At 61.7% G+C, this 26,014-nt stretch carries 25 protein-coding genes; 20 read left to right on the forward strand and 5 right to left on the reverse strand.

Features of this window, described 5'->3' with window-relative positions; genetic code table 11:
* The first annotated feature begins 2 nt into the window (after window positions 1-2).
* Together J2046_RS20735 and lpxB are read left to right on the forward strand one after the other, a co-directional pair.
* A complete protein-coding gene (locus J2046_RS20735) occupies window positions 3-893 on the forward strand; it encodes an LpxI family protein (RefSeq protein ID WP_210055144.1) in 891 nt (296 codons plus the stop codon).
* Window positions 890-2,068: a lipid-A-disaccharide synthase gene (lpxB, locus tag J2046_RS20740; protein ID WP_210055146.1), complete on the forward strand. Its 1,179-nt coding sequence runs from the start codon at window positions 890-892 to the stop codon at window positions 2,066-2,068. Before J2046_RS20735 ends, lpxB begins: the two co-directional genes overlap by 4 nt.
* A 30-nt stretch (window positions 2,069-2,098) precedes the next feature.
* Here lpxB and gltA read toward each other — a convergent pair whose 3' ends face one another.
* Window positions 2,099-3,388: a citrate synthase gene (gltA, locus tag J2046_RS20745; protein ID WP_037154982.1), complete on the reverse strand. Its 1,290-nt coding sequence runs from the start codon at window positions 3,386-3,388 to the stop codon at window positions 2,099-2,101.
* Between the two features lie 511 nt (window positions 3,389-3,899).
* Between gltA and J2046_RS20750 the strand changes: the two genes are divergently transcribed.
* Window positions 3,900-6,173, forward strand: a complete 2,274-nt coding sequence (locus tag J2046_RS20750; RefSeq protein ID WP_233470179.1) for a ComEC/Rec2 family competence protein — start codon at window positions 3,900-3,902, stop codon at window positions 6,171-6,173.
* Here the strand turns inward: J2046_RS20750 and lexA are convergent.
* On the reverse strand, window positions 6,154-6,876 hold the full coding sequence (lexA, locus tag J2046_RS20755) for a transcriptional repressor LexA (RefSeq protein ID WP_210055150.1): 723 nt from the start codon (window positions 6,874-6,876) through the stop codon (window positions 6,154-6,156). The two genes, J2046_RS20750 and lexA, sit on opposite strands and share 20 nt — an antisense overlap.
* Before the next feature lie 199 nt (window positions 6,877-7,075).
* Here lexA and J2046_RS20760 point away from each other — a divergent pair, with 199 nt between their 5' ends.
* The 12 genes from J2046_RS20760 (at window position 7,076) to lipA (ending at window position 18,732) form a co-directional block, all read left to right on the forward strand.
* On the forward strand, window positions 7,076-7,948 hold the full coding sequence (locus J2046_RS20760; RefSeq protein WP_325169774.1) for a VOC family protein: 873 nt from the start codon (window positions 7,076-7,078) through the stop codon (window positions 7,946-7,948).
* A 4-nt stretch (window positions 7,949-7,952) separates the two neighbouring features.
* Window positions 7,953-8,801 carry a 3-deoxy-8-phosphooctulonate synthase gene (gene kdsA / locus J2046_RS20765; protein WP_210055154.1) on the forward strand — a complete coding sequence of 283 codons (849 nt, stop codon included), beginning with the start codon at window positions 7,953-7,955 and terminating at the stop codon, window positions 8,799-8,801.
* 121 nt (window positions 8,802-8,922) lie between these two features.
* Window positions 8,923-10,197 carry a phosphopyruvate hydratase gene (gene eno / locus J2046_RS20770; RefSeq protein ID WP_210055157.1) on the forward strand — a complete coding sequence of 425 codons (1,275 nt, stop codon included), beginning with the start codon at window positions 8,923-8,925 and terminating at the stop codon, window positions 10,195-10,197.
* Between the two features lie 252 nt (window positions 10,198-10,449).
* Window positions 10,450-10,767, forward strand: a complete 318-nt coding sequence (locus tag J2046_RS20775) for an FtsB family cell division protein (protein WP_210055159.1) — start codon at window positions 10,450-10,452, stop codon at window positions 10,765-10,767.
* Window positions 10,768-10,961: 194 nt separating this feature from the next.
* The gene (gene pdhA, locus J2046_RS20780; protein ID WP_210055161.1) at window positions 10,962-12,047 is read left to right on the forward strand and encodes a pyruvate dehydrogenase (acetyl-transferring) E1 component subunit alpha; all 1,086 of its coding nucleotides are present in this window, start codon (window positions 10,962-10,964) and stop codon (window positions 12,045-12,047) included.
* Window positions 12,048-12,065: 18 nt separating this feature from the next.
* Window positions 12,066-13,460, forward strand: coding sequence for a pyruvate dehydrogenase complex E1 component subunit beta (locus J2046_RS20785; RefSeq protein ID WP_210055163.1), 1,395 nt, complete (start codon window positions 12,066-12,068; stop codon window positions 13,458-13,460).
* 15 nt (window positions 13,461-13,475) lie between these two features.
* Window positions 13,476-14,831, forward strand: coding sequence for a pyruvate dehydrogenase complex dihydrolipoamide acetyltransferase (locus J2046_RS20790; protein ID WP_210055174.1), 1,356 nt, complete (start codon window positions 13,476-13,478; stop codon window positions 14,829-14,831).
* Window positions 14,832-14,892: 61 nt separating this feature from the next.
* Window positions 14,893-15,531, forward strand: a complete 639-nt coding sequence (locus J2046_RS20795) for an SGNH/GDSL hydrolase family protein (RefSeq protein ID WP_210055176.1) — start codon at window positions 14,893-14,895, stop codon at window positions 15,529-15,531.
* Window positions 15,532-15,617: 86 nt separating this feature from the next.
* On the forward strand, window positions 15,618-15,884 hold the full coding sequence (locus J2046_RS20800) for a YdcH family protein (protein WP_210055178.1): 267 nt from the start codon (window positions 15,618-15,620) through the stop codon (window positions 15,882-15,884).
* An 80-nt stretch (window positions 15,885-15,964) separates the two neighbouring features.
* Window positions 15,965-17,410, forward strand: coding sequence for a dihydrolipoyl dehydrogenase (gene lpdA, locus J2046_RS20805; protein ID WP_210055180.1), 1,446 nt, complete (start codon window positions 15,965-15,967; stop codon window positions 17,408-17,410).
* Window positions 17,411-17,483: 73 nt separating this feature from the next.
* Complete coding sequence (locus J2046_RS20810; RefSeq protein WP_210055181.1) at window positions 17,484-17,729, forward strand: GlsB/YeaQ/YmgE family stress response membrane protein; 246 nt, start codon at window positions 17,484-17,486, stop codon at window positions 17,727-17,729.
* 28 nt (window positions 17,730-17,757) lie between these two features.
* The gene (gene lipA / locus J2046_RS20815; RefSeq protein ID WP_210055183.1) at window positions 17,758-18,732 is read left to right on the forward strand and encodes a lipoyl synthase; all 975 of its coding nucleotides are present in this window, start codon (window positions 17,758-17,760) and stop codon (window positions 18,730-18,732) included.
* 23 nt (window positions 18,733-18,755) lie between these two features.
* Here lipA and J2046_RS20820 read toward each other — a convergent pair whose 3' ends face one another.
* Window positions 18,756-18,941 (reverse strand): hypothetical protein, encoded by a 186-nt coding sequence (locus tag J2046_RS20820; protein WP_037155363.1) that lies wholly within the window; start codon window positions 18,939-18,941, stop codon window positions 18,756-18,758.
* Between the two features lie 286 nt (window positions 18,942-19,227).
* Here J2046_RS20820 and J2046_RS20825 point away from each other — a divergent pair, with 286 nt between their 5' ends.
* On the forward strand, window positions 19,228-19,812 hold the full coding sequence (locus J2046_RS20825) for a P-loop NTPase family protein (RefSeq protein ID WP_233470195.1): 585 nt from the start codon (window positions 19,228-19,230) through the stop codon (window positions 19,810-19,812).
* A 9-nt stretch (window positions 19,813-19,821) separates the two neighbouring features.
* Window positions 19,822-20,277 carry a type II toxin-antitoxin system RatA family toxin gene (locus J2046_RS20830; RefSeq protein ID WP_210055187.1) on the forward strand — a complete coding sequence of 152 codons (456 nt, stop codon included), beginning with the start codon at window positions 19,822-19,824 and terminating at the stop codon, window positions 20,275-20,277.
* Here the strand turns inward: J2046_RS20830 and J2046_RS20835 are convergent.
* Window positions 20,268-20,786: a CinA family protein gene (locus J2046_RS20835; RefSeq protein WP_210055189.1), complete on the reverse strand. Its 519-nt coding sequence runs from the start codon at window positions 20,784-20,786 to the stop codon at window positions 20,268-20,270. The genes J2046_RS20830 and J2046_RS20835 overlap by 10 nt on opposite strands.
* The gene (locus J2046_RS20840) at window positions 20,783-22,006 is read right to left on the reverse strand and encodes a bifunctional 2-C-methyl-D-erythritol 4-phosphate cytidylyltransferase/2-C-methyl-D-erythritol 2,4-cyclodiphosphate synthase (protein WP_233470180.1); all 1,224 of its coding nucleotides are present in this window, start codon (window positions 22,004-22,006) and stop codon (window positions 20,783-20,785) included. Before J2046_RS20840 ends, J2046_RS20835 begins: the two co-directional genes overlap by 4 nt.
* 154 nt (window positions 22,007-22,160) lie before the next feature.
* On the opposite strand from J2046_RS20840, the gene dusB reads away from it, so the two are divergent.
* From dusB to ntrC, 3 genes are read left to right on the forward strand one after another with little or no spacing between them, the layout of a single operon-like run.
* Window positions 22,161-23,180 (forward strand): tRNA dihydrouridine synthase DusB, encoded by a 1,020-nt coding sequence (gene dusB / locus J2046_RS20845; RefSeq protein WP_210055191.1) that lies wholly within the window; start codon window positions 22,161-22,163, stop codon window positions 23,178-23,180.
* Window positions 23,177-24,337 (forward strand): two-component system sensor histidine kinase NtrB, encoded by a 1,161-nt coding sequence (locus J2046_RS20850; protein WP_210055193.1) that lies wholly within the window; start codon window positions 23,177-23,179, stop codon window positions 24,335-24,337. The genes dusB and J2046_RS20850 overlap by 4 nt, the downstream gene beginning before the upstream one ends.
* Complete coding sequence (gene ntrC, locus J2046_RS20855) at window positions 24,334-25,785, forward strand: nitrogen regulation protein NR(I) (protein WP_210055195.1); 1,452 nt, start codon at window positions 24,334-24,336, stop codon at window positions 25,783-25,785. Before J2046_RS20850 ends, ntrC begins: the two co-directional genes overlap by 4 nt.
* Window positions 25,786-26,014: the final 229 nt, after the last annotated feature.

Raw genomic sequence — 26,014 nt, forward strand, 5'->3', positions numbered from 1 at the left:
CCGTGCCGGACCTTGCGCCGAAGGGCCGGCTGGCGATCATCGCCGGAAACGGATTCCTGCCGGTCCACCTGGCGGAGGCTGCACGTGCGACCGGTGAAAACCCCTTTGTCATTCCGCTGCGCAACGAGTCCAACCAGCGGTTTGACGGCTTCGAGACTGCCACGGCCAGCATTGCCGACATCGTCGGCTTTGACCGGATTTTCCGCGAGAAAGGCATCGATCGCGTCGTGCTTTCCGGCGGGGTTACCCGGCGGCCGGACTGGCGCGACATTCGCCCCAATTGGAAGGCGCTGCGCAAGCTGCCGCAACTGGTCCGCACGCTGGTCTCCGGCGGCGACGACGCGCTGCTGCAGGCGGCGATCGGTATCATCGAGGCGCAGGGTTGCCGGGTGATCGGCGCGCATGAGATTGCTCCCGGGTTGCTAGCAAGAACCGGGCCGCTTGGCGCCCACAAGCCTTCCGAAGAGGATTGTCGCGATATCGAAATGGCTTCGGAGGCGGCCCGGCGCTTAGGCGAACTCGATATCGGCCAGGGCGCGGTGAGCGTCGGCGGCCGCGTGGTTGCGCTCGAAGGTGTGGAGGGCACGGACCGCATGCTGGAGCGGGTCGCCACCTTGCGCTCCGAGGGACGTATTTCAGCGCGTCGGAGAGGAGTGCTGGTCAAACTCTGCAAACCGCAGCAGGATATGCGCGCAGATCTTCCCGCAATTGGCCCTTCGACCGTCGAGAAAGCGGTGAAGGCCGGGCTCGCAGGCATCGCTGTGGAGGCCGGACGTGCGCTGGTGCTGGAGGAGGAGACGATGATCGCTGCCGCGGATGCCGCGGGCATTTTCGTCTTCGGCATCGACCTTGGTCTCTCGAATTTCGGCCTGCTGAATGGAGGATTGTCATGAGCAGAGCCTTGAAGGTCGGTGTTGTCGCCGGCGAAGTCTCCGGCGATCTTCTGGGGGGCGATCTGATTGCGGCGCTGAAGGCGGCTCATGGCGGACCGGTCGAACTGATCGGCGTCGGCGGTGATGCGCTGGCGGCGCAGGGCTTGGCCTCGCTTTTCGACTTTTCCGAACTGTCGATCATGGGCCTCACCCAGGTGCTGGCCCGCCTGCCGAACCTGGTTAGAAGGATCAAACAGACGGCCGCGGCGACCGTCGCCGCCAGACCGGATGTGTTGGTCATCATCGATAGCCCGGATTTCACCCATCGAGTCGCGAAGAAGGTGCGAGCGGCTCTGCCCGATCTGCCGATCATCGACTATGTCTGCCCGAGCGTCTGGGCATGGAAGGAATATCGCGCCACGGCGATGCTCGCCTATGTCGATCATGTGTTGGCCGTGCTGCCCTTCGAACCGGAGGCGATGAAGCGGCTCGGCGGCCCCGAGACGACATTCGTTGGTCATCGGCTGACGGACGATCCGTCGCTGCTCAAGGTGCGCGGCATTCGCGCCGAGCGTCCCGCGAAGGTAAAGCATCAGGAGAAAACCATCCTGCTTCTGCCGGGCTCGCGATCCGCCGAGATCAAGGCGCTGCTGCCGGTGTTCGGCGAAGCGGCACGGGAATTCGTCGCGCGCAACGGCAAGGCACGCTTTCTGCTGCCGACCGTACCGCGCCAGGAAAAACTGGTGCGCGAACTAGCGGCAGCCCTTCCGGTCAAGCCCGAGATCACCGTAGACGCGGAGAGCAAATGGGCCGCCTTCGCGGAAGCCGATGCGGCGATTGCCGCCTCCGGCACCGTCATTCTCGAGCTCGCCCTCTCGAACGTGCCCGTCGTCTCGGCCTACAAGGCGGACTGGCTGATCACGCTGATGTCGAAACGGATCAAGATCTGGTCCGGCGCGCTGCCGAACTTGATTGCCGATTATCCCGTGGTGCCGGAATATATCAACGAAGTGGTGCGGCCAGGCAGCCTTTGCCGCTGGGCGGAGCGGCTGTCCAGCAATACCACGCAGCGGTACGCCATGATGGAAGGGTTTGATCTGACCTGGCAGCGCCTGCAGGTGCCTGTACCGCCGGGCGAAGCAGCGGCCGGCGTCGTTCTCGAAATTCTGGACAAGAAAAAACCCGGCCATCTTTGACCGGGTTTTTCATTTCGAATTTGGCTTCGATCAGCGCTTGGAGATCGGCAGGTAGTCCCGCATCGGCTCGCCGGTGTAGAGCTGGCGGGGACGACCGATGCGCTGCTGCGGATCTTCGATCATCTCTGCCCACTGGGCGATCCAGCCGACGGTACGGGCAAGTGCGAAGAGCACGGTGAACATCGTGGTGGGGAAGCCCATCGCCTTCAGCGTGATGCCCGAATAGAAGTCGATGTTCGGGTAGAGCTTCTTCTCGATGAAATATTCATCGGTGAGCGCGATGCGCTCCAGCTCCATGGCGACCTGCAGCAGCGGATCGTCCTTGTGGCCGAGCTCGCCGAGAACCTCGTGCGTCGTCTTCTGCATGATCTTGGCGCGCGGATCGTAGTTCTTGTAGACGCGGTGGCCGAAACCCATCAGACGGAACGGATCGTTCTTGTCCTTGGCGCGGGCGATATATTCCGGGATGCGATCGACCGTGCCGATTTCCGTCAGCATGTTGAGGGCTGCTTCGTTGGCGCCGCCATGGGCCGGGCCCCAGAGGCAGGCGATGCCGGCCGCGATGCAGGCAAACGGGTTGGCGCCGGAAGAACCGGCGAGGCGGACCGTCGAGGTCGATGCATTCTGTTCATGGTCCGCATGCAGGATGAAGATGCGGTCCATGGCGCGCGACAGCACCGGATTGACGACATATTCTTCGCACGGAACGGCAAAGCACATGCGCAGGAAGTTCGACGCATAGTCCAGGTTGTTCTGCGGATAAACGAAGGGCTGGCCGATGTGGTACTTGTAGGCCATCGCGGCAAGGGTCGGCATCTTGGCGATCATGCGCAGCGAAGCGACCATGCGCTGATGCGGATCGGTGATGTCGGTCGAGTCGTGGTAGAAGGCGGAAAGTGCGCCAACGCAGCCACACATGACGGCCATCGGATGAGCGTCACGGCGGAAGCCGGTGAAGAAGCGGCTCATCTGCTCGTGCACCATCGTATGGTGCGTGACGCGATAGTCGAAGTCCTTCTTCTGGGCGGCGGTGGGCAGTTCGCCGTAGAGAAGCAGGTAGCAGGTTTCCAGGAAATCGCCGTGCTCGGCGAGCTGCTCGATCGGATAGCCGCGATGCAGCAGGATGCCTTCGTCGCCATCGATATAGGTGATCTTGGATTCGCAAGATGCTGTCGAAGTGAAGCCCGGATCGTAGGTGAAGGTACCGGTCTGCTTGTAGAGGGAACCGATGTCGATTACGTCCGGACCGATGGAGCCCGACTTGATCGGCAGATCGACTTGTCTGTCGCCGACTACCACATTTGCGCTTTTATCCGTCATGCTGATCCTCCAACCTTTTGGCGGCGTGGCGCCCAAAAAGCGCCACAAGAATTAAGCGTCCGATGCTTTGCTATATGATCCGAAAGCCGATGCCAAGCAGTCGTTGGTAGCATTTTGTGCAGCGCGAAAGAATATTAGGCAACCGCCTTTGCTTGGGCTTCCAACTTGTTGTTGCAACCTGGTTCAGGTCTCTGGGATTGCTAAGGTTTCCCGGACAGTTGACGGGAGGGCTGGAAACGCGCAGGTTGCATCGTCGCATGATTTGGCGACGGGGCGGGCTTAGCGTTTCATGTCGGAAGACACTGCGTTTCCGAAGTTGAACAAGACGGGACGACCGGCAACCAGGCCGAAGGATTTCGCGTTTAGCGGAGACACATCCCAATCGGTGGACCAGGGGCATCTTTTGGAGCTTTCCCCAGCCTTCGAACGAAGGTCGGTGGTGCGTCCGGGGAAGGCGCTTCCGCGTCGTATATCCGGGGGTTTGAAGCGCCTGTGGCGCGGTGCGCCGTCCATGATCGTGGAAGAGGATGCGCATGGGCATGGCTTCCTCTTCGTTCCCGTTGTTGTCGGTGCGGGCGCCGCATGCTGGTTCTCCTTGACGCAAGATCCGGCTTTCCTGCCGTTTTTCGTGGCTTTTCTCGCATGCACCATAATTGCCGCCATAACGCGCCACCAATTCGGCATGGCACGTATCATCCCGGTCGCCGCCGCACTCTTTCTCGGCGGCATGATGCTCGCGGAGCTGGAAACATGGAGGCAAAGTACAGTCGTTCTCGAATCGCCGGTGACGACCGAACTCACCGGCGTGGTCGAGCGGCGGGAAATCGATGCGAATGGACGCTGGCGCTATCTGGTCCGCGTCGTACGGACGGCCGATCCCGAGATCCGACGCCTGCCGGAGCGGGTGTTGCTGCTTGCCAGGGCGCGGCACGAATCTGCGGAAACCGGCGAGACGATCCGCGGCCGGGTACGCATATCGCCGCCTTCGGGTCCTGCACTGCCGGGGCTTAACGATTTCGCCTACTCTTCTTATTTCGATGGTATCGGCGCCGTCGGCTTTTTCTATGGAGTGCCGAATAAGGAGGCAGGCCCGGCGTTGCCGCGAGCCTGGATTGCAGAATTCGAAAGCGGGCTTTTCGATCTGCGCAGCGCCATCGCGAGCCATATTCGCGAAACGGTGCCGGGCGATGCGGGCGCCTTCGCAGCCGCGATCGTGACCGACGAACGCCGGGCTATTTCCAGGGAGACCACCGAGGCGCTCCGGCTTTCCGGACTTGCCCATATCGTTGCGATCTCGGGGCTGAACATGGCGCTTGCCGCCGGCATCTTCTTCGTAGGCGTCCGCACTGTCCTCTCCTTCTTTCCCGGTTTTGCTCGGGCTTATCCGGTGAAGAAGATCGCTGCCGCCGGCGCGCTCGTGATGGCGACTGCCTATTACCTGATTTCCGGCTTCGGTGTTTCAGCCGAGCGGGCGTATATCATGATGGCGGTCATGCTTGTTGCAGTCTTCTTCGACAGGCCGTCGATCAGCTTGCGCAATGTGGCGCTTTCGGCGCTGATCATTATCGCCGTTTCGCCCTCGGAAATCCTGGGGCCGAGCTTCCAGATGTCCTTTGCGGCGACCGCGGCGCTGGTCGCCGGTTATGCGCTCTGGAAACACCGGTCGAAGAAGCACGATCCCGAACCGCTGCAAATTCGTCACCCCGTGGTGACGCCGGTATTGGCCTCCTGGAAATTCATTGCGGGCATTCTTGCCACGACCCTGATCGGCAGCACGTCGACGGCGATATTTTCGGTCGAGCATTTCCATCGGATTGCGACCTACGGCGGCCTGGCGGCAAACCTCGCCGCCATGCCGATCATCTCTTTCGTGGTCATGCCGGCCGGACTTGTCGGCATGCTGCTTGCACCGTTCGGGCTCGACGCGCCTTTCCTGAAGCTCATGGGTCTCGGCCTGGAAGCGGTGATCTCCATAGCAAGACATGTGGCGGCCTGGGGCGGCGATGCCGGTATCGGCCGTCAGCATCCCTTGTTCCTGCCTGTCTCCACGGCCGGTTTTCTCCTGCTGACACTTTTGAGAAGCAGGCTTCGGCTGGTCGGCATTCCGCTCGTTGCCGCCGCATTGCTGTTCTCCTGGCACGAACGATCGAAGCCCCTGCCGGATATTCTCGTTGCCGAGGACGGAACGATGATTGCCCTGATAGGCAGGGAAGGCATTGCTACCAACCGCATCCGCCCGCCCGATTTCATCTACGGCCAGTGGAAACGGGCACTTCTCCTGGGCGATCCCATAAAACCGGACGTGTCATCAGCAAGAGACAAACCGCCCGATGGGAAATCTGAGGAGCGCCGCGAACTGACGCAAGCCGAAATCGAAGCGGTGCGGTCCCGCATCAGGCAGGTGCCTGCCGGTCATTTCGTTTGCGAGCCGCGTATCTTCTGCGGGGTGAAAACTTCCGGGGGCATCATCATCGCCTCCGTCGAAGACAGTCGTTATGCCGGTGCGGCCTGCGATGCCGCCCATATCATCATCGCCCCGCGCGCCCACTTCGATCGTTGCCGCGCCGGTGCATTGATGATCAACGGCAGTGCTTTGCGAAAGACTGGCGCGCTCGAAATTTCCCTGCACGGCGCAACCGACATCCGGCAGTGGACTATTCGCCCCGCCATGGCCGGCCATGACCGTCCCTGGAGCAGGCATCGCCAATACGACTGGCGGAACAATACGTTCGCCTCGGCGCTCCCGGAACCGCTTCGGCAGTTGATCAATGGTAGCGGCGGATGAGGCCGACCAGCTTGCCCTGAACCTTCACCCGGTCGGGGGGGAATATCCGGGTTTCGTAAGCCGGATTCGCGGCTTCCAGCGCGATCGAGGCGCCACGGCGGCGGAAGCGCTTCAGCGTCGCCTCCTCGTCGTCCACCAGCGCCACGATGATGTCTCCCGGATTGGCGGTGTTGCTGTTGCGGATGATCACCGTGTCGCCGTCCAGGATGCCGGCCTCGATCATCGAATCACCCTTGACTTCCAGCGCGTAATGTTCGCCGGAACCAAGCATCTCGGCGGGCACTGCGATATCATGCGTGTTGTTCTGGATCGCCGAGATGGGCACGCCGGCGGCGATGCGGCCCATGACGGGAACCGTGGCGGCGTTGGAGAGATCGTCGTTGGCTGCGGGCTTGGCCGGAGCGGCAGCGACCGGCTGCGGCTTGCCGAGGCTGCCCTCGATAACGCTCGGCGAGAAGCCGCGGCGTGGCTGCAGGCTCGATTGATAGGCCTCCGGCAGCTTGATGACTTCAAGGGCGCGTGCCCGGTTCGGCAGGCGGCGGATGAAGCCGCGCTCCTCCAGTGCCGTGATCAGCCGGTGGATGCCGGACTTCGACGCGAGGTCGAGCGCATCCTTCATTTCGTCGAAGGAGGGCGGGACGCCGGATTCCTTCATGCGTTCGTGAATGAACAGAAGCAATTCCTGCTGTTTGCGCGTGAGCATATTTGGCACCTTGAGAGTCGGAAACAAATCAAGAACATACACTATATGTTCCATATGTGTTCCGCAAGTCCCTAAATTTTCGTGAAGTATGATGATTTTTCTTCATGGATGTCTGCAACATATCTCTTCCGACACCACTTGCTCGAAACCGATCCGCTGCCAATGTAGTGCTGCGATTCCGGATTCTGGGGGCTCTCGCGTGAATGCTAGACTAATCGATCATCTCGTTCTGCCGGTGGCGGACCTTGCCGTCGCGCGTTCGCGACTGGCAGAACTCGGATTTACAGTTGCGCCGGAGGCCTTTCATCCTTTCGGCACGGCCAATGCCTGCGTGTTTTTCTCGGATGGGGCCTATCTGGAGCCGCTGGCGATCGCCAACCGGCGTCAGGCGGCAGCCGCGGCCAAGCGCGGCAATATATTCACCGCCCGGGATCTCGCCTTCCGCAAGGCGCGCAACAGGCAGGGCTTTTCGGCCCTCGCGGTTGCCACGGGCGACGCGGCAGCCGATCACGCGCGCTTCAGGCTGCGCGGTATTTCCGCCGGCGATATCCTGGAATTCTCCCGCGGCGTGAAGATGCCGGACGGTTCCGAGACTGAGGCAAGCTTCCGGCTGGCCTTTGCGGGAGACGAGCGTGCACCGGATTTCTTCTTGTTCTCTGCACAGCGGATCAATCCGCTGCCGGCCGATCGAGGCGAACTGGAACGCCATTCGAATACGGTGACCGGCTTGAGCGAGATCGTTCTTTCGGCCGCATCGCCCGGCGATTTTGTGCCCCTGCTCGAAGAGGTGCTGCTTGCGAAAGCCGGGGTCGAACCTGCGGCCGTGGAGCTTGTCGCTTCGAACGCACGCGTCCGCGTCATGCAGGATCACGATCTCGAATCGGAATTTGCCCTTGCGCCGTTGCCGAATGCCGAAGGTCTTCGCGGCCGGGCGGTCATCTTCAAGACTGCCGATCTTGCCGTGACAGAGATCATCCTTGCTGCTAATGACGTCGCATTCGTCCGTCGGGAGGGCCGTGTGCTGGTCCAGGCGGCGCCCGGCCAGGGTGTGTTGTTCGGTTTCGAGGAATAGTCTCATGGAAGTCTCCGCCAATCCGCGCGTCTCCGTCGGTGAAGGGCACGGCAAGGTCGTGTTCGCACAGGATACCCGCCTGTCGCTGATCGCCGGCCCCTGCCAGATGGAAAGCCGCGACCACGCCTTCATGATGGCGGGTGCGCTGAAGGAGCTTTGCGACAAGCTCGGCATCGGCCTCGTCTACAAATCATCCTTCGACAAGGCGAACCGCACGTCGATTTCCGGCAAGCGCGGCATCGGGCTCGAAAGCGCCATGGAAATCTTCGCCGATCTGAAGAAGGAATTCGGCTTCCCGGTTCTCACCGACATTCACACGGAAGAGCAGTGCGCCATCGTCGCCCAGACTGTGGATGTGCTGCAGATCCCGGCCTTCCTTTGCCGCCAGACGGACTTGCTTGTCGCTGCGGCGAAGACCGGACGCGTCATCAACGTCAAGAAGGGGCAGTTCCTGGCACCCTGGGACATGAAGAATGTGTTGGCCAAGTTCACCCAGAGCGGCAATCCGAACGTGCTGCTCTGCGAACGCGGCGTCTCTTTCGGGTACAACACGCTGGTCTCCGACATGCGTTCACTGCCGATCATGGCGGCGATGGGCGCCCCGGTCGTCTTCGACGCGACGCATTCGGTCCAGCAGCCGGGCGGACAGGGCGGCTCCACCGGCGGCCAACGGGAATTCGTCGAGACGCTGGCGCGGGCCGCGGTTGCCGTCGGTGTCGCCGGCCTCTTCATCGAGACCCACGAGGACCCGGACAATGCTCCGTCTGACGGTCCGAACATGGTGCATCTCAAAGATATGCCACGGCTTCTGGAAAAGCTGCTTGCCTTTGATGCGGTCGCAAAGGCCGCCTGAAGCGCCCGCCTGAAAAAAGCGCGAAAAGCGGCTGCATTGTAATTTTCGTGTCACTGACTATGGGACATGGTCAGTGACCCCGAACCATAGATATCCGACGTCCAAGCCCAGGGAGAGTCTTTTGACCGCCATCACCGATATCATCGCCCGTGAAATCCTCGACAGCCGCGGTAATCCGACGGTTGAAGTGGACGTTTATCTGGAAGACGGTTCTTTTGGCCGTGCAGCTGTTCCGTCTGGTGCGTCGACCGGTGCCCACGAGGCGGTCGAGCTGCGCGACGGCGGCAAGCGTTATGGCGGCAAGGGCGTTGAAAAGGCCGTCGAGGCCGTCAACACCGAGATCTTCGATGCGATCGGCGGTTTCGATGCCGAAAGCCAGATCCATATCGACAAGACGATGATCGCGCTCGACGGAACGCCGAACAAGTCGCGCCTCGGTGCCAATGCGATCCTCGGCGTGTCGCTCGCCGTCGCCAAGGCCGCCGCCGAATCCGCCGGCCTGCCGCTCTACCGCTATGTCGGCGGCCCGAATGCGCATGTCCTTCCCGTTCCGATGATGAACATCATCAACGGCGGAGCACACGCCGACAACCCGATCGACTTCCAGGAATTCATGATCATGCCGGTCGGCGCCGAGACGCTGCGCGATGCGGTGCGCATGGGCTCGGAAATCTTCCACGTCCTCAAGAAGGAACTCGCCGCTCAGGGGCACAACACCAATGTCGGCGACGAGGGTGGTTTCGCTCCGGGCCTGAAGAGCGCGCCGGAAGCCCTCGATTTCATCATGAAGTCGGTCGAGAAGGCCGGCTACAAGCCGGGCGACGACGTCTGCCTGGCGCTCGACTGCGCCTCGACGGAGTTCTTCAAGAACGGCAAATACGTGATGGAAGGCGAAGGCCGCACGCTGGAATCCGGCGCCATGGCTGATTATCTCGCCGAACTCGTTTCGAAATACCCAATCATCTCGATCGAGGACGGCATGGCGGAGGACGACTGGGATGGCTGGAAGGCGCTTACCGACAAGATCGGCGCCACGTGCCAGCTCGTCGGCGACGACCTCTTTGTCACCAATTCCGCGCGTCTTCGCGACGGCATCCGCATGGGTGTCGCAAACTCCATCCTCGTGAAGGTCAACCAAATCGGTTCGCTTTCGGAAACGCTCGATGCCGTCGAGACCGCCCACAAGGCGCGCTACACGGCCGTCATGTCGCACCGTTCGGGCGAGACCGAGGATTCCACCATCGCCGATCTCGCGGTTGCCACCAATTGCGGACAGATCAAGACCGGTTCGCTGTCGCGCTCCGACCGTCTTGCCAAGTACAACCAGCTCATCCGCATCGAGGAAATGCTGGGTCCGCAGGCGGCTTATGCCGGCCGCGGCATTCTGAAGGCCTAAACTCCAGGCCTCTCCCTCACCCTCTCTCCGCACGCGGGGAGAGGGGATGTCCCTCCGCGCGGCGTTGTGAATGGCAAGACGGCGCGACATATTTCTTCTCCCGTCAGAACGTGCGGGGCTTCCACGTCTTGAATGTCGAGATCGGCGGACTCGATTCTAGTTAGCGATTGCTTAAGCAAGTTCTGCGAATTTGAAATTCTGTTCGGATCGATTTCTGCGATCCCGTAGAGCGTGACAAGGCGTTGATTGGGCATGTGGACGAAGCATCACAGACAAAGAAAATTCGGTCGTTTTGTCCTCCCCGCCATTACCGTCGCCTTCCTTTCATACTTCGGCTATCATTCTGTGCATGGTGATCTGGGTCTCATCGCCACCGAGGAATTCGAGCGTCAGCGGCAGGCGCGTGCCGAGGAACTCGCCAAGCTGACGGCCAGACGCGAGGCGCTTGAGCGGCAGGTGCAGCTCATGAGTGACGGTTCCCTGGAAAAAGATATGCTCGATGAGATCGCCCGCTATCAGCTCAATGTTTCGCGCAGCGACGAAATCGTTATCTTCAATAACTACTTCTGAGTTAACCAAAATCTGGTTAATTTAACATTTCGCAAGTCTTTTCAGTGTGTTGTGCGGAATGTGAGCCATGCATTTATGGCATTGCTGGGGTCTCGTTTCTTGCCTATGGTACGGCCTCGAAACCGGAGCGGGTTTCCGACGGCCAGCGTCGGGGCATTATGCCGCTCTCAATGCAGCACGAGAGGGAGGGATGAATGGCGCCGACCAAAAACGCGTCTGTATCCGGCCGCAAATCCGCGGCAAAGTCTGCTACGTCAAAATCTGTTACCAAGACGGCATCGAGGCCGGCAAGGAAGAATTTCAACGGCGGCACCTTTGCTGACTTCAGCAAGGCGGAGGAGCTCAAGGCCCTCCGCGACATGCTGCTGATCCGCCGCTTCGAGGAAAAGGCCGGCCAGCTTTATGGCATGGGCTTCATCGGCGGCTTCTGTCACCTCTATATCGGTCAGGAAGCTGTCGTTGTCGGCATGCAGATGGCGCTGAAGGAAGGCGACCAGGTCATCACCGGCTACCGTGACCACGGCCACATGCTGGCGACGGGCATGAGCGCGCGTGGCGTCATGGCGGAGCTCACCGGGCGCCGGGGCGGCTATTCCAAGGGGAAGGGCGGCTCCATGCACATGTTCTCCAAGGAAAAGAATTTCTACGGCGGTCACGGCATCGTCGGCGCCCAGGTTTCGCTCGGCACCGGCCTTGCGTTTGCCAACAAATACCGCGGCAACAATGCGGTCAGCACCGCCTATTTCGGTGACGGCGCGGCCAACCAGGGCCAGGTCTACGAGAGCTTCAACATGGCCGAGCTCTGGAAGCTGCCGGTTGTCTATGTGATCGAGAACAACCGCTATGCCATGGGCACCTCGACCGCCCGGGCCACGGCGCAGGCCAATTTCTCGCAGCGTGGCGCTTCCTTCAACATTCCCGGTTTCCAGGTGGACGGCATGGATGTACGCGCCGTGAAGGCTGCCGCCGATGAGGCGATGGAACATTGCCGGTCCGGCAAGGGCCCGATCATCCTCGAAATGCTGACCTATCGGTATCGCGGCCACTCCATGTCGGATCCGGCAAAGTACCGCTCGAAGGACGAGGTGCAGAAGATGCGCTCCGAGCACGACCCGATCGAGCAGGTGCGTGCTCGCCTTCTGGAAAAGGGCTGGGCGACCGAGGACGAATTGAAGGCGATCGACAAGGACGTCCGCGACATCGTCGCCGACAGTGCCGATTTCGCCCAGGCCGATCCGGAGCCGGATGTGTCCGAGCTCTATACCGACATTCTGCTCTGATCGAGGGGAGGGAGTTTTATGCCTATCGATATCCTTATGCCCGCCCTTTCCCCGACCATGGAGGAAGGCACGCTCAGCAAATGGCTGAAAAAAGAAGGTGACAAGGTTACCTCCGGCGACGTGATCGCCGAAATCGAGACCGACAAGGCGACCATGGAAGTGGAAGCCGTCGACGAGGGCGTGATCGGCAAGCTGCTCGTTCCTGCCGGCACCGAAAACGTCAAGGTGAACACCAAGATCGCCGTTCTCCTCGCCGACGGCGAAAGCGCTGCCGACATCGGTTCTGAAGCGTCCGCCGAAACGCCGAAGGCTGCCGCTCCGCAGGTGCCGCAGGAAGAAAAGCCAACCGAAACCGGCTCCGCATCCGCACCTGTTCCGGCGCAGCCGGTCGCGCCGACGGCTTCCGACCCGGATATTCCGGCCGGCACGGAAATGGTGACCATGACCGTCCGCGAAGCGCTTCGTGACGCCATGGCCGAGGAGATGCGCCGCGACGAGGATGTCTTCGTCATGGGCGAGGAAGTCGCCGAATACCAGGGCGCCTACAAGATCACGCAAGGATTGCTGCAGGAGTTCGGTCCCCGCCGTGTGGTCGATACCCCGATCACCGAGCACGGTTTCGCAGGCGTCGGCGTCGGTGCTGCCATGGCCGGTCTCAGGCCGATCGTGGAGTTCATGACCTTCAACTTCGCCATGCAGGCGATCGACCAGATCATCAATTCGGCTGCCAAGACGCTCTACATGTCCGGCGGCCAGATGGGCGCTCCGATCGTCTTCCGCGGCCCGAACGGTGCGGCTGCCCGCGTCGCCGCCCAGCACAGCCAGGATTATGCCGCCTGGTACAGCCATGTCCCGGGCCTCAAGGTCGTCATGCCTTACACGGCAGCCGACGCCAAGGGCCTCCTGAAGGCTGCCATCCGCGATCCGAACCCGGTCATCTTCCTGGAAAACGAGATCCTCTACGGCCATCATTTCGAAGTGCCGAAGCTTGATGATTTCGTGCTGCCGATCGGCAAGGCCCGCATCCACAAGGCCGGCAAGGACGCGACCGTCGTCTCCTTCGGCATCGGCATGACCTATGCCGTGAAGGCTGTCGAGGAGCTTTCAAAGGAAGGGATCGACGTCGAACTGATCGACCTTCGCACCATCCGCCCGATGGATCTGCCGACGGTCATCGAATCGGTCAAGAAGACCGGCCGCCTCGTCACCGTCGAGGAAGGGTATCCGCAGTCGTCCGTCGGCACGGAAATCGCCACCCGCGTCATGCAGCAGGCTTTCGACTATCTCGACGCGCCGATCCTGACGATCGCCGGCAAGGACGTTCCGATGCCTTACGCGGCGAACCTCGAAAAGCTGGCGCTGCCGAACGTCGGCGAAGTCGTCCAGGCGGTCAAAGCCGTCTGCTACAAATAAGGGGAGGGCGTTTCGATGCCGATCAACATCACCATGCCTGCCCTGTCTCCGACCATGGAAGAGGGCAACCTTTCCAAGTGGCTGGTCAAGGAAGGCGACAAGGTCAAGTCCGGCGATGTGATCGCCGAGATCGAAACCGACAAGGCGACCATGGAAGTGGAAGCTGTCGATGAGGGCACCGTTGCGAAGATCGTCGTCCCGGCCGGCACGGAAGCGGTCAAGGTCAACGCCCTGATCGCGATCCTTGCTGCTGACGGTGAGGATGTCTCGGCTGCGGCCGCCGGTGGTGGCGCTTCCGCTCCGAAGGCCGAGGCCGCCCCTGCGCCGAAGGCGGAAGCCGCCCCGGCGCCCAAGGCCTCCGAGCCCGCCCCGGCACCCGCTGCCCCCCCGGCATCGGCCCAAAGCGGCACCGGTATCGGCAATGGCTTGTTCTCCTCACCGCTCGCCCGTCGCCTCGCGAAGGAAGCCGGTATCGATATTTCCGCCGTTACCGGCTCCGGTCCGCATGGCCGTGTCGTCAAGGCTGATATCGAGAAGGCCGTCGCCTCTGGCACCGGAAAGGCCGCTCCGACAACTGCTCCGCAAGCTGCACCCGCTGCCGCGCCGGCCATGGCAAAAGGCCCGTCGGACGACGCCGTGCTCAAGCTGTTCGCGGAGGGCTCCTACGAGCTTCTGCCGCATGACGGCATGCGCAAGACGATCGCCGCTCGGCTCACCGAGTCGACCCAGACGGTTCCGTCCTACACCGTCTCCATGGATTGCGAGATCGATGCGCTTCTGAAGTTGCGCGCCGAGATCAACGCCTCGGCCCCGGTGAAGAAGACGGAGAAGGGCGACGTTCCGGCCTTCAAGCTGTCGGTCAACGACTTCATCATCAAGGCAATGGCGCTCGCACTTCGCGATGTGCCGATGGCGAATGCCTCCTGGACCTCGACCGCCCGCGTCCTGCACAAGCATTCGGACGTCGGCGTGGCCGTATCGATCCCGGATGGTTTGATCACCCCGATCGTCCGTAAGGCGGAAGAGAAGGCATTGTCCGTCATCTCCAACGAGGTGAAGGACCTTGCCAGGCGCGCCCGCGACAAGAAGCTGAAGCCCGAAGAATACCAGGGTGGCACCACTTCGGTGTCCAACCTCGGCATGTTCGGCGTCTCCAGCTTCACCTCGATCGTCAACCTTCCGCAGGCCTCGATCGTTTCGATCGGCGCGGGCGTCGAAAAGCCGGTCGTCAGGAACGGCAAGATCGAGGTGGGCACGGTGATGACGGCGACCTTCGCCTTCGATCACCGCGTCATCGACGGCGCGCTGGGGGCGGAGCTCGCGTCCGCTTTCAAGCGTTACATCGAAAACCCGATGGCGATGCTGGTGTGATGGACTTTCCTCCCCCTCGCGGGGAGGGTGTCCGCGTGAGGGGGAAACCAGGAGTGCGTCGATGAAAACCGTTCTCTGCTATGGCGATTCTCTGACCTGGGGCACGGACGCCGAAACCGGCGGCCGCCATGCCTTTGAGGATCGCTGGCCAAGCGTGCTTGCGGCCGCCCTTGGCCCGTCTGTGAACGTCGTGGCCGAGGGGCTCGGTGGCCGCACCACCGCTTATGACGACGGGCTTGGGGATTGCGACCGCAACGGCGCACGCCTGTTGCCGACGATCCTGCACACCCACGGTCCGTTGGACCTGGTGATCATCATGCTCGGCACCAACGACATGAAGCCGATGATCCACGGGACGGCGATCGGCGCCCGACAAGGGATAAGGAAGCTCATCAGCCTCGTTCGCTTCCATGATTGGACGCGGGAATGCGAACCGCCGGAAATACTGATCGTATCGCCACCTGGCCTTTGCGAAACGGCCAATCCGCTGACCGGTGCTCTCTACAGGGGGAGCATCGAGGAGTCGGCAATGCTTGCTTCGCTTTACCGTGATCTCGCCGATGAATTGGGCTGCGGTTTCTTCGACGCGGGCTCGGTTGCGAAAACGACGCCCATCGACGGCATTCATCTCGATGCGGGAAATACGCGTGCCATCGGGCGAGGGCTGGAGCCCATCGTCCGGATGATGCTGGGGCTCTGACGGAAACGAGGGATTGATCGGGGTCAAGGAGTAGCGGAATGGAATGGTTCTAGCATTTCCCGGATTGTCCAACGGAGGTCAGGGAAATGTCGAACACGCCACACCATCTCGCCGAAGAATTTCCGGAATATGCCGTCCAGATGCGCCATCTGCGCGAGAGGGACGGACATTTTCACCGGATATGCAGTGAATACGAGGATGTGAACCATCAGATCCACAAGGCCGAGACGAATATCGAGCCATGCGACGACATCCGCATGGAGGAAATGCGAAAGCGGCGCCTCGCCTTGAAGGATGAAATATACGGGATGCTGACGCGGGCCGAACCGGCAGCCGAAAAACTCGGTGACTAGGGGCGAAGCTTCACTCCCGGAAGAATAAGGGCAGGGCTGCGGCAGCAGCCTTTGCCAGCTAGACAAGGAGTGAAGCGCCTATGGCCAATGCTTACGACGTCATCATCATCGGATCCGGTCCGGGCGGATATATTGCCGCCATCCGCGCCGCACAGCTTGGCATGAAGGTCGCGGTCGCGGAGCGCGAGCATCTGGCCGGCATCTGCTCCAATTGGGGCTGCATCCCGACCAAGGCGCTGCTGCGTTCGGCCGAGGTCTTCGAATATGCCAAGCATCCGGGCGATTACGGCGTCAAGATCGAGGGCTCGGTAACGGCCGACCTGAAGGCGATCGTCGCCCGCTCGCGCGGCATCGCGCACCGCATGAACAATGGCGTCGGCTTCCTCTTCAAGAAGAACAAGGTCGATATCATCTGGGGCGAGGCCAAGATCACCAAGCCCGGTGAGGTCGTCGTCTCCAAGACCGCCAAGAAACCGGTCGAGCCGATCGGCCCGATTCCGAAGAACACGCTCGGTGAAGGCACCTATACCGCCAAGCATATCATCGTCGCGACCGGCGCCCGCCCGCGCGCGCTTCCCGGCATCGAGCCGGACGGCAAGCTGATCTGGACCTATTTCGAGGCGATGAAGCCGGAGGAAATGCCGAAATCGCTGCTGGTCATGGGTTCGGGCGCGATCGGCATCGAATTCGCCAGCTTCTACCGCACGCTCGGCGTCGATGTCACCGTCGTCGAGATCATGAGCCAGGTCATGCCGGTGGAAGATGCGGAGATTTCTGCCCTTGCGAAGAAACAGTTCGAGCGCCAGGGCATGAAGATCCTGCTAGAAGCCAAGGTCGCCAAGGTCGCGAAGGGCGCCAACTCGGTCACCGCGACGATCGAGCTCAAGGACGGCAAGACGCAGGAGATCACAGCAGATCGGATGATCTCGGCCGTCGGCGTCCAGGCCAATATCGAAGGCATCGGCCTTGAGGCCGTCGGCGTGAAGACCGACCGCGGCTTCATCGTCATCGACGGCTACGGCAAGACCAACGTGCCGGGCATCTATGCCATCGGCGATGTCGCTGGTCCGCCGCTGCTTGCCCACAAGGCCGAGCATGAGGGTGTCATCTGCGTCGAGAAGATCGCCGGCCTCCCGAACGTCCACCCGATGGACAAGTTGAAGATCCCCGGCTGCACCTATTGCCACCCGCAGGTCGCCTCGGTCGGTTTGACCGAAGCAAAGGCGAAGGCTGAAGGCCGCGACATTCGCGTCGGCCGCTTCCCCTTCGTGGCGAACGGCAAGGCGATCGCGCTCGGCGAGGACCAGGGTCTCGTCAAGACGATCTTCGACAGGAAGACCGGCGAGCTTCTCGGTGCCCATATGGTCGGCGCGGAAGTGACCGAACTCATCCAGGGCTTCGTCGTCGCCATGAACCTGGAGACGACGGAAGAGGAATTGATGCACACGATTTTCCCGCATCCCACCATTTCGGAAACGATGAAGGAAAGCGTACTCGACGCCTATGGCCGGGCGCTGAATGCCTGACGTTCCCGGCATTGCGAAAGGGCGGGCAACCGCCCATATCTCTGGAACATCTTTTTAGGACGGGGTTATTCATATGGGTGTGGGTTGGATTGCGGCGATCATCATCGGTGGCTTGGCGGGCTGGCTTGCCGGCATTTTGATGGACCTCCGCTTCGGCGTCTTGATGAACATCATCATCGGAATCGTCGGCGCGATGATCGCCAATGCCGTCTTCCAGAGCGCCAACATCCATGTCGCTGGCGGATGGCTGGGTTACCTGGTGCAGGGTTTCGTGGGTGCCTGCATTTTGCTATTCGTTGCCAAACTCGTCAGGCGCTGAAAAAGCACGCGGTTGAAAGCAGGTTTTTATGGTCACCATTCTCGATACGATCGGGTCCAGCGAAGAAAAGCGCGTTCGCCATCCGGAGAAGGCCCATCGGCCCGATACGGAAGTGCTGCGCAAGCCCGACTGGATTCGTGTGCGTGCGCCGGTTTCGAAAGGGTATGCGGAAACCCGCTCGATCGTGAAGGAAAACAAGCTGGTGACGGTCTGCGAGGAAGCGGGCTGCCCCAATATCGGCGAGTGCTGGGACAAGAAGCACGCCACCTTCATGATCATGGGCGAGATCTGTACCCGCGCCTGCGCCTTCTGCAACGTCGCGACCGGCAGGCCGAACGCGCTCGACATGGATGAGCCGGAAAACGTCGCCAAGGCCGTCCGGCAGATGGGCCTGTCCCACGTCGTCATCACCTCGGTCGATCGTGACGACCTGGACGATGGCGGTGCCGAACATTTCGAGAAGGTGATCTTTGCGATCCGCGCCGCGTCTCCGATGACGACCATCGAGATCCTGACTCCTGACTTTCTGAAGAAGCCCGGTGCGCTGGAGCGCGTCGTCGCCGCCAAGCCGGACGTCTTCAACCATAACCTGGAGACAGTGCCCGGCAATTACTTGACGGTTCGCCCGGGTGCGCGCTACTTCCACTCCGTCCGCCTGCTGCAGCGGGTGAAGGAACTGGACCCGACCATGTTCACCAAGTCGGGCATCATGGTGGGGTTGGGCGAGGAGCGTAACGGGGTACTGCAGCTCATGGACGACCTGCGCACGGCGGACGTCGATTTCCTGACGATCGGCCAGTACCTGCAGCCAACCCGCAAGCACCACAAGGTCGAGAAGTTCGTCACCCCCGAGGAATTCAAGTCCTACGAGACGGTTGCCTATACCAAGGGTTTCCTGATGGTGTCTTCGAGCCCGCTGACCCGGTCCTCGCATCATGCGGGAGACGATTTCGCCCGCCTCAGGGCTGCACGTGAGAAGAAGCTGCTGGCTGCCGCCGAATAAGCGGCAGTCACGTTTCCTGCTCTTTATTCGGCCGCCTCGACCTTTTCGTGCTTGTCGTGACCGCGCCTGCGGTCGCGCAGGATGAATCGGTGACCTCGCGCTTCGGCCTTTGCCATTTCAATCAGATAGACGAGCATTGGAAGCTGGTTCATGTCGGCGAGCTGCTTTGCGGATTCGAGCAGCTTTATCATCTGTGAGAAATCGTCCATGGATGCTTCTCTTTCGGGTGCGTCCGGTCTTCTGCTGATTGAATATTCCATTGTACGTGTTCGCTACAGCGGAACATTACAACCGGATGAATCCTAGATTAAATTTTCTTAATCCGAATAATGCCCGGCGATTGTCGGATCGGCTGCCTGACCAGACTACCGCGACCTATTCGGCGGACTTCTATAATATTCTCTGCGCGATATTGAAATCCTCTTGTCATCGTCGGCTGCTAATGCCGCGTTCTGTGGGGTCGGGCCTGATTCTCGGGGGGAGCTTATCATGGACATGAAATCGGGCTCGAATGTGATCCGCTACGTGGGGATTGCAGAGGCCGCCGACAAGGTCCGGCATGCGGATCGCATCCTGGTTGTCGGTTGTTCCGGCGGCGGAAAATCGACGCTCTCCCAGAAGATCGCCCGCCGTTTCGGCCTGGTCTATATCTCGATTGATCGCGACATCCTGTGGCTGCCCGGCTGGGTGCAGCGAGAAAGGGGCGAGCAGCGCCGGATCATCGAGAAGCTGATCCTTCAGGATCGCTGGGTCATGGATGGCACCAATTCCTCCACCTTCGATATCCGCGTGCCGCGCAGCGATATCGTCATCTGGGTGCGCATGCCGCGCCTCGTCTGCGTCTGGGGTATCCTCAGCCGCGCGGCGAAACATTGGGGCCGCACGCGGCCGGACATGGCGCCCGGCTGCCCGGAAAAGGTGGATTGGGAATTTTTCCGGTTCGTGTGGACCTGGGAGCAAAAGTTTGCGCAGCGCGTTCTGGCCGGGCTGGCCGAACATGCCGGCGAAAAGCCGGTCGTGATGTTGAAATCGCGTCGGGAAATGCGGGAACTTCTTGATCTTGTCGGGGCTCGCGCTTAACTGCGTTCCATGCCCAAGTTCGAAATCCGCCGTCCCGTCAAGCACAGCGCCGATGAAATGTACACGCTCGTTGCCGATATCGAGAAATATCCGCAATTCCTGCCGCTTTGCGAGGCGCTGGCCATCCGCTCCAGCAAGGAGCGTGATGGCAAGATCTTGCTCGTTGCCGATATGACGGTGGGCTACAAGGCGATCCGCGAGACTTTCACCACTCAGGTCCTGCTCAATCCGCCCGAGCGCGCCATCGACGTGAAATATATCGAAGGGCCGTTCAAGTATCTGGAAAACCGCTGGCGTTTCGAGCCAACCGCGGACGGTTCGCCGGATGCATGCATCGTGCATTTCTTCATCGACTACGAATTCAAGAGCATGATTTTAGGCGCACTGATGGGCTCGATGTTCGACCGCGCCTTCCGTATGTTCGCCGAAGCCTTTGAGGCAAGGGCCGACAAAGTCTACGCCTGACCCTTTTTCATGCCGAAGGCGGCCTCGGCCAGCATCTCCAACGCCGTTCTGACAGTCGCGAGTCTGATTTCGGTCCGGCCAATATCGCCGTAACGCATTTCCCGGTGCAGGATCGTTCCCGATCGGCTTTGGGCTGCGAGATGCACGAGGCCTACCGGCTTTTCCGGTGTCCCGCCGCTTGGCCCGGCAATTCCCGTCACCGCAACGGCGACAGAAGCGCGCGAGCGGAACAGCGCCCCATGCACCATCTGCAGCGCCGTTTCCTTCGAAACAGCACCATAGGCGAGCAATGTGGCCTGCGTGACGCCGAGCATGTCCGCCTTCGCCTCGTTCGTATAGGTCACGAAACCACGATCGACGACGGCGGACGAACCGGAAATCTCCGTCAGGGCGCCTGCGATCAGCCCTCCCGTGCAGGATTCTGCGGTCGCGACCATCAGGCCTCGAGCGGTGAAGTCGACAATGATCTCGCGCGCCTGCTCTTCGATATCGCCGGGAAAGAGGCTCATGCGGTTTCCCCGCGATAGACGACGGTGGCGGTGGCAATTGCCGCGATGCCCTCGCGACGGCCGATGAACCCGATCTTCTCGTTGGTTGTGGCCTTCACCGAGCAGCGGTCGACGGAAATGCCGAGGATTTCCGCCAGGGTCTCGCGCATCTTCTGCCGATGCGGGGCGATCTTCGGCGCTTCGGCGATCAGCGAGATGTCGGCATTCATGATCGTGCCGCCGCGTTCGCGAACGATTTTTGCCGCATGGTTCAGGAAGATCTTTGATGGCGCGCCGCGCCACTGCATGTCCGACGGTGGGAAATGGTCGCCGATATCGCCGGCGCCGCAGGTGGCGAGCAGCGCGTCGGTCAGCGCATGCAGGGCGACATCCGCATCCGAGTGGCCGCTGAGCTTCTGGTCATGGGGAATGAAGACGCCGCAGAGCGTCACCCCGTCGCCGGGTTCCAGCTGATGCACGTCGTAACCGTTGCCGGTGCGCACATCGGGAAGGATGTTGGCGGGAAGGGTGCTCTGCGAGAGCTTTTCGTCGGCCATGTCGATATCCCGCTTCACGGTGAGCTTGATGTTGTCGACCGAGCCTTCGACCAGCGAGACAGTCAGGCCGGCCCATTCGGCGATCGAGGCATCGTCGGTGAAATCCTCGCGGCGAAGTGCCGCCGCTTTCTCATGCGCAATACGGATTGCGGAAAGGTGGAAGCTCTGGGGTGTCTGGGCGGCGTAGAGCCCGGCGCGCGGTACGGTTTCGTGCACCAGCCCGTCGGAACCGCCGCGCTTCAGCGTGTCGGTGACGGGGATTGCCGGCAGCACGCCTTCCTGCCCCTCGTCGAGCGCTTGCGCCACGCGGTCGAGGACGCCCCGGTCCACGAAGGGCCGCGCCGCGTCGTGGATCATCACGTGTGTCGAATCGGTGCCGGATAATGCCCGGAGGCCTTCATAGACGGAGCGCTGTCGCGTCTCGCCGCCGAATGTGGTGATGACCCGTTCTGCTCCCGGAAGCTTGCTGCATGCTTCGGCAAACAGAGCCTCGTCGTCCCGATGGATGACGACCACGATCGGACCGCTGCGGGGCCAGGTGAGGAACCGTTCCAGCGTATGGGTGATGACCGGCCGCCCGCCGATTCGCCGGTATTGCTTGGGGCCGTCCTCAAGCGAGCCGGCCCGCTCGCCGCGGCCCGCGGCGACGATGACGATACCGATTGTCATGGTCCTGTCGTCCATCGACCGTAACCCGTTTGCGTTTCCTCAAGGATTGACAGCGGGAGAACTATAGACTCAAAAGCTCCATTTCCAGCAGCCCGCCCAAAAATAACGCAGTTCCGGAATTGCTCTTGGCAAACGCTCAGGAACTGAATAAAAATAGTGCAAAACTATCATGTGCCCGAAAGATCATCATTTGCGTTTCCAGGATCTTGCCAAGCCTTTCCAGATCGGGCCTGTCGCCATTCGCAATCGCGTCGCCCTGGCGCCGATGTCCGGCGTGACAGACCTCCCGTTCAGGCAGCTTGCCTGGCGTTTCGGCGCCGGGCTCGTCGTGACCGAAATGGTGGCAAGCCGCGAGCTCGTCATGAACCGCGGCGAATCCTGGGCGCGGCTGAAGGGGACGGGCATTTCGCCGCATATGGTTCAGCTTGCCGGCCGCGAGGCGCACTGGATGGCGGAAGCGGCGAAAATCGCGGCCGATAACGGCGCCGACATCATCGACATCAACATGGGCTGTCCGGCAAAGAAGGTGACGGGCGGTTATTCCGGCTCGGCGCTGATGCGCGATCCCGATCACGCCCTGTCGCTGGTCGAGGCGACCGTCAATTCCGTCAAAGTGCCGGTGACGTTGAAGATGCGGCTCGGCTGGGACGAAAATTCCATCAACGCGCCGGAGATCGCCCGCCGTGCCGAGGACGCGGGTATCCGGCTCGTGACGATCCACGGCCGCACCCGCATGCAGTTTTATGAGGGCCGGGCGGATTGGGATGCGATCCGGCTCGTGCGCGATGCCGTTTCCATTCCGCTAGTCGCCAATGGCGACGTCGAATCGCCGGAAGATGCCGCCGATATCCTGAAGCGTTCTGGCGCAGATGCTGTTATGGTCGGCCGTGGCGCGCAGGGGCGGCCCTGGCATGTAGGCTGGCTCGCCGGCCATGCGGCGCCGCCGCAGGACGAGGTGGCCGGCCTCGTCATCGAGCATTACGAGGCGATGCTGGCGCTTTACGGCCGCGAGGCAGGGCTGCGTCATGCCCGCAAACATCTCGGCTGGTATCTCGACCGTTTTGCGTCGGCCCTGCCCGTGGAAGAAAAGGCTGCCATCATGATCTCGAAAGACCCGGCCGATGTCTCGCGCCGGATGATTGCCGCGCTCTCTCGCGAAGCCTTTGTGGCACGCAAGGAGGCCGCATGACGAAGTCGCCAGGGCCGAACGGTGGACAGAATGCCGCGAGCGGCAATGCGCTCGCCATGGCTGTCCTGAACTCGGTACAGAATCCGGTGATCCTGGTCGACGCGGCCGGCCGGATCGCCTTCGCCAACTGGGAGGCGGAAGCCTTTTTCGGTTCCAGCGCCGCCCATCTCGCGAAGAACAGGATTTCCACCTTCATTCCCTTCGGCAGCCCGCTGCTGGCGCTGATCGACCAGGTCCGCGAGCGAAAGGCGCCGGTCAACGAGTATCGCGTCGACCTCTCTTCGCCGCGCCTCGGCCAGGACAAGCTGGTCGATCTTTATGTCGCACCCGTGGTGAGCGAGCCGGGCTCGGTGGTGATCGTCTTTCAGGAGCGGTCCATGGCCGACAAGATCGACCGCCAGCTCACCCATCGCGCCGCGGCCCGGTCCGTGACGGGGCTTGCCTCCATGCTGGCGCATGAGATCAAGAACCCGCTTTCCGGCATCCGCGGTGCCGCCCAGCTCCTGGAAACGTCCGTGCAGGACGAGGACCGCGCGCTGACCCGGTTGATCTGCGACGAGACCGACCGCATCGTCTCGCTGGTCGACCGTATGGAGGTCTTTTCCGACGAACGTCCGGTGGATCGGGTGCCGCTCAACATCCATTCGGTCCTCGACCACGTGAAGGCGGTGGCCAAGGCCGGTTTCGCGCGGGAAATCAAGATCACCGAATTGTATGATCCGTCGCTGCCGCCGGTCTATGCCAACCGCGACCAGCTCGTGCAGGTCTTCCTGAACCTCATCAAGAATGCGGCGGAAGCGATCGGCGACCAGCCGGACGGCGAGATCATGCTGACGACGGCCTATCGCCCCGGCATCCGGCTGTCCGTCGCGGGAACGCGGGAGAAGATTTCCCTGCCACTCGAATTCTGCGTGATCGACAATGGCCCTGGCGTGCCGCCGGATCTGCTGCCGCATCTTTTCGATCCCTTCATCACCACCAAGACGAACGGTTCCGGCCTCGGTCTTGCCCTGGTCGCCAAGATCATCGGCGCGCATGGCGGCATTGTCGAATGCGACAGCCAGGCGCGCCGCACCACGTTCCGGGTTCTGATGCCCATGCATAAGGAAGAGGCCGGCGACGGCCGCGCTTTGAACTCCACAGGAAGTGAACAATGACTGCCACGATCCTTGTCGCGGACGACGACGCGGCGATCCGCACCGTGCTGAACCAGGCTTTGACCAGGGCGGGTTACGAAGTACGCATCACCTCCAACGCCGCGACCCTCTGGCGCTGGATTTCGGCCGGCGAGGGGGACCTGGTCGTCACCGACGTCGTGATGCCGGACGAGAACGCCTTCGACCTTTTGCCGCGCATCAAGAAGGCGCGGCCGGAGCTGCCGGTTCTCGTCATGAGCGCCCAGAACACCTTCATGACGGCCATCAAGGCTTCGGAGAAAGGCGCCTACGATTACCTGCCGAAGCCTTTCGACCTGACGGAGTTGATCGCCATCATCGGCCGTGCGCTCGCCGAACCGAAGCGCAAGCCTGCCCGTCTCGACGATGACATGCAGGACGGCATGCCGCTCGTCGGCCGTTCCGCCGCCATGCAGGAAATCTATCGCGTGCTCGCCCGCCTCATGCAGACGGATCTGACGCTGATGATCACCGGCGAATCCGGCACCGGCAAGGAGCTCGTCGCCCGGGCGCTGCACGATTACGGCAAGCGCCGCAACGGGCCGTTCGTGGCGATCAACATGGCCGCCATCCCGCGCGACCTGATCGAGTCGGAGCTTTTCGGCCATGAGAAGGGTGCTTTCACTGGTGCGCAGAACCGCTCGACCGGCCGTTTCGAACAGGCCGAGGGCGGCACGCTGTTTCTCGACGAGATCGGCGACATGCCGATGGACGCACAGACGCGTCTGCTGCGTGTCCTGCAGCAGGGCGAATACACCACCGTCGGTGGCCGCACCCCGATCCGTACCGATGTCCGTATCGTCGCGGCGACCAACAAGGATCTGAAGCACCTCATCAACCAGGGTCTGTTCCGCGAGGACCTCTACTATCGCCTGAACGTCGTGCCGCTGCGCCTGCCGCCGCTGCGCGACCGCGCCGAGGATATTCCGGACCTCGTCCGCCACTTCATGCAGATGGCCGAGAAGGAGGGGCTGGACGCCAAGCGCTTCGACAACGAGGCGCTGGACCTCATGAAGGCCTATGCCTGGCCGGGCAACGTGCGCGAGTTGGAAAACCTGGTGCGCCGCCTGATGGCGCTTTATCCGCAGGACGTCATCACTCGCGAGATTATCGAGGCGGAATTGCGCTCGGACATGCCGGACAGCCCGATCGACAAAATGGGCGCCCGCACCGGCTCGCTCACCATCGCGCAGGCCGTGGAAGAGAACATGCGATCCTATTTCGCAAGCTTCGGCGACGGCCTGCCCCCGCCCGGTCTCTATGACCGCGTCCTGACAGAGATGGAATATCCGCTGATTCTCGCGGCGCTTACCGCCACCCGCGGCAATCAGATCAAGGCGGCGGACCTGCTCGGCCTCAACCGCAACACGCTGCGCAAGAAGATCCGCGAACTCGGCGTGTCCGTTTATCGCAGTTCCCGCAGCGCCTGACACTTGGAGTTTGTCTCTGCCCTGGCCCTCTCGCCGCATGTGGGAGAGGGGACCGGGAGTTCGCAGTTTGCGTCGTTCTCTCGTCTGAACGGGAAAAGCGCCGGCAGGCGAATGACGGACAAACCTTGTTCCCGGCTTCTTGACACCCGTGGTCCATCGTTGCATTTTCGCCACAAAGCGTTGCTTAAAGGTCACGCAGGACTTGGTAAATCCTCGACGGAGTGGCGGC

Source organism: Neorhizobium petrolearium, assembly GCF_017873175.1.
In the GTDB taxonomy this organism is placed as follows: Bacteria; Pseudomonadota; Alphaproteobacteria; order Rhizobiales; family Rhizobiaceae; genus Neorhizobium; species Neorhizobium petrolearium.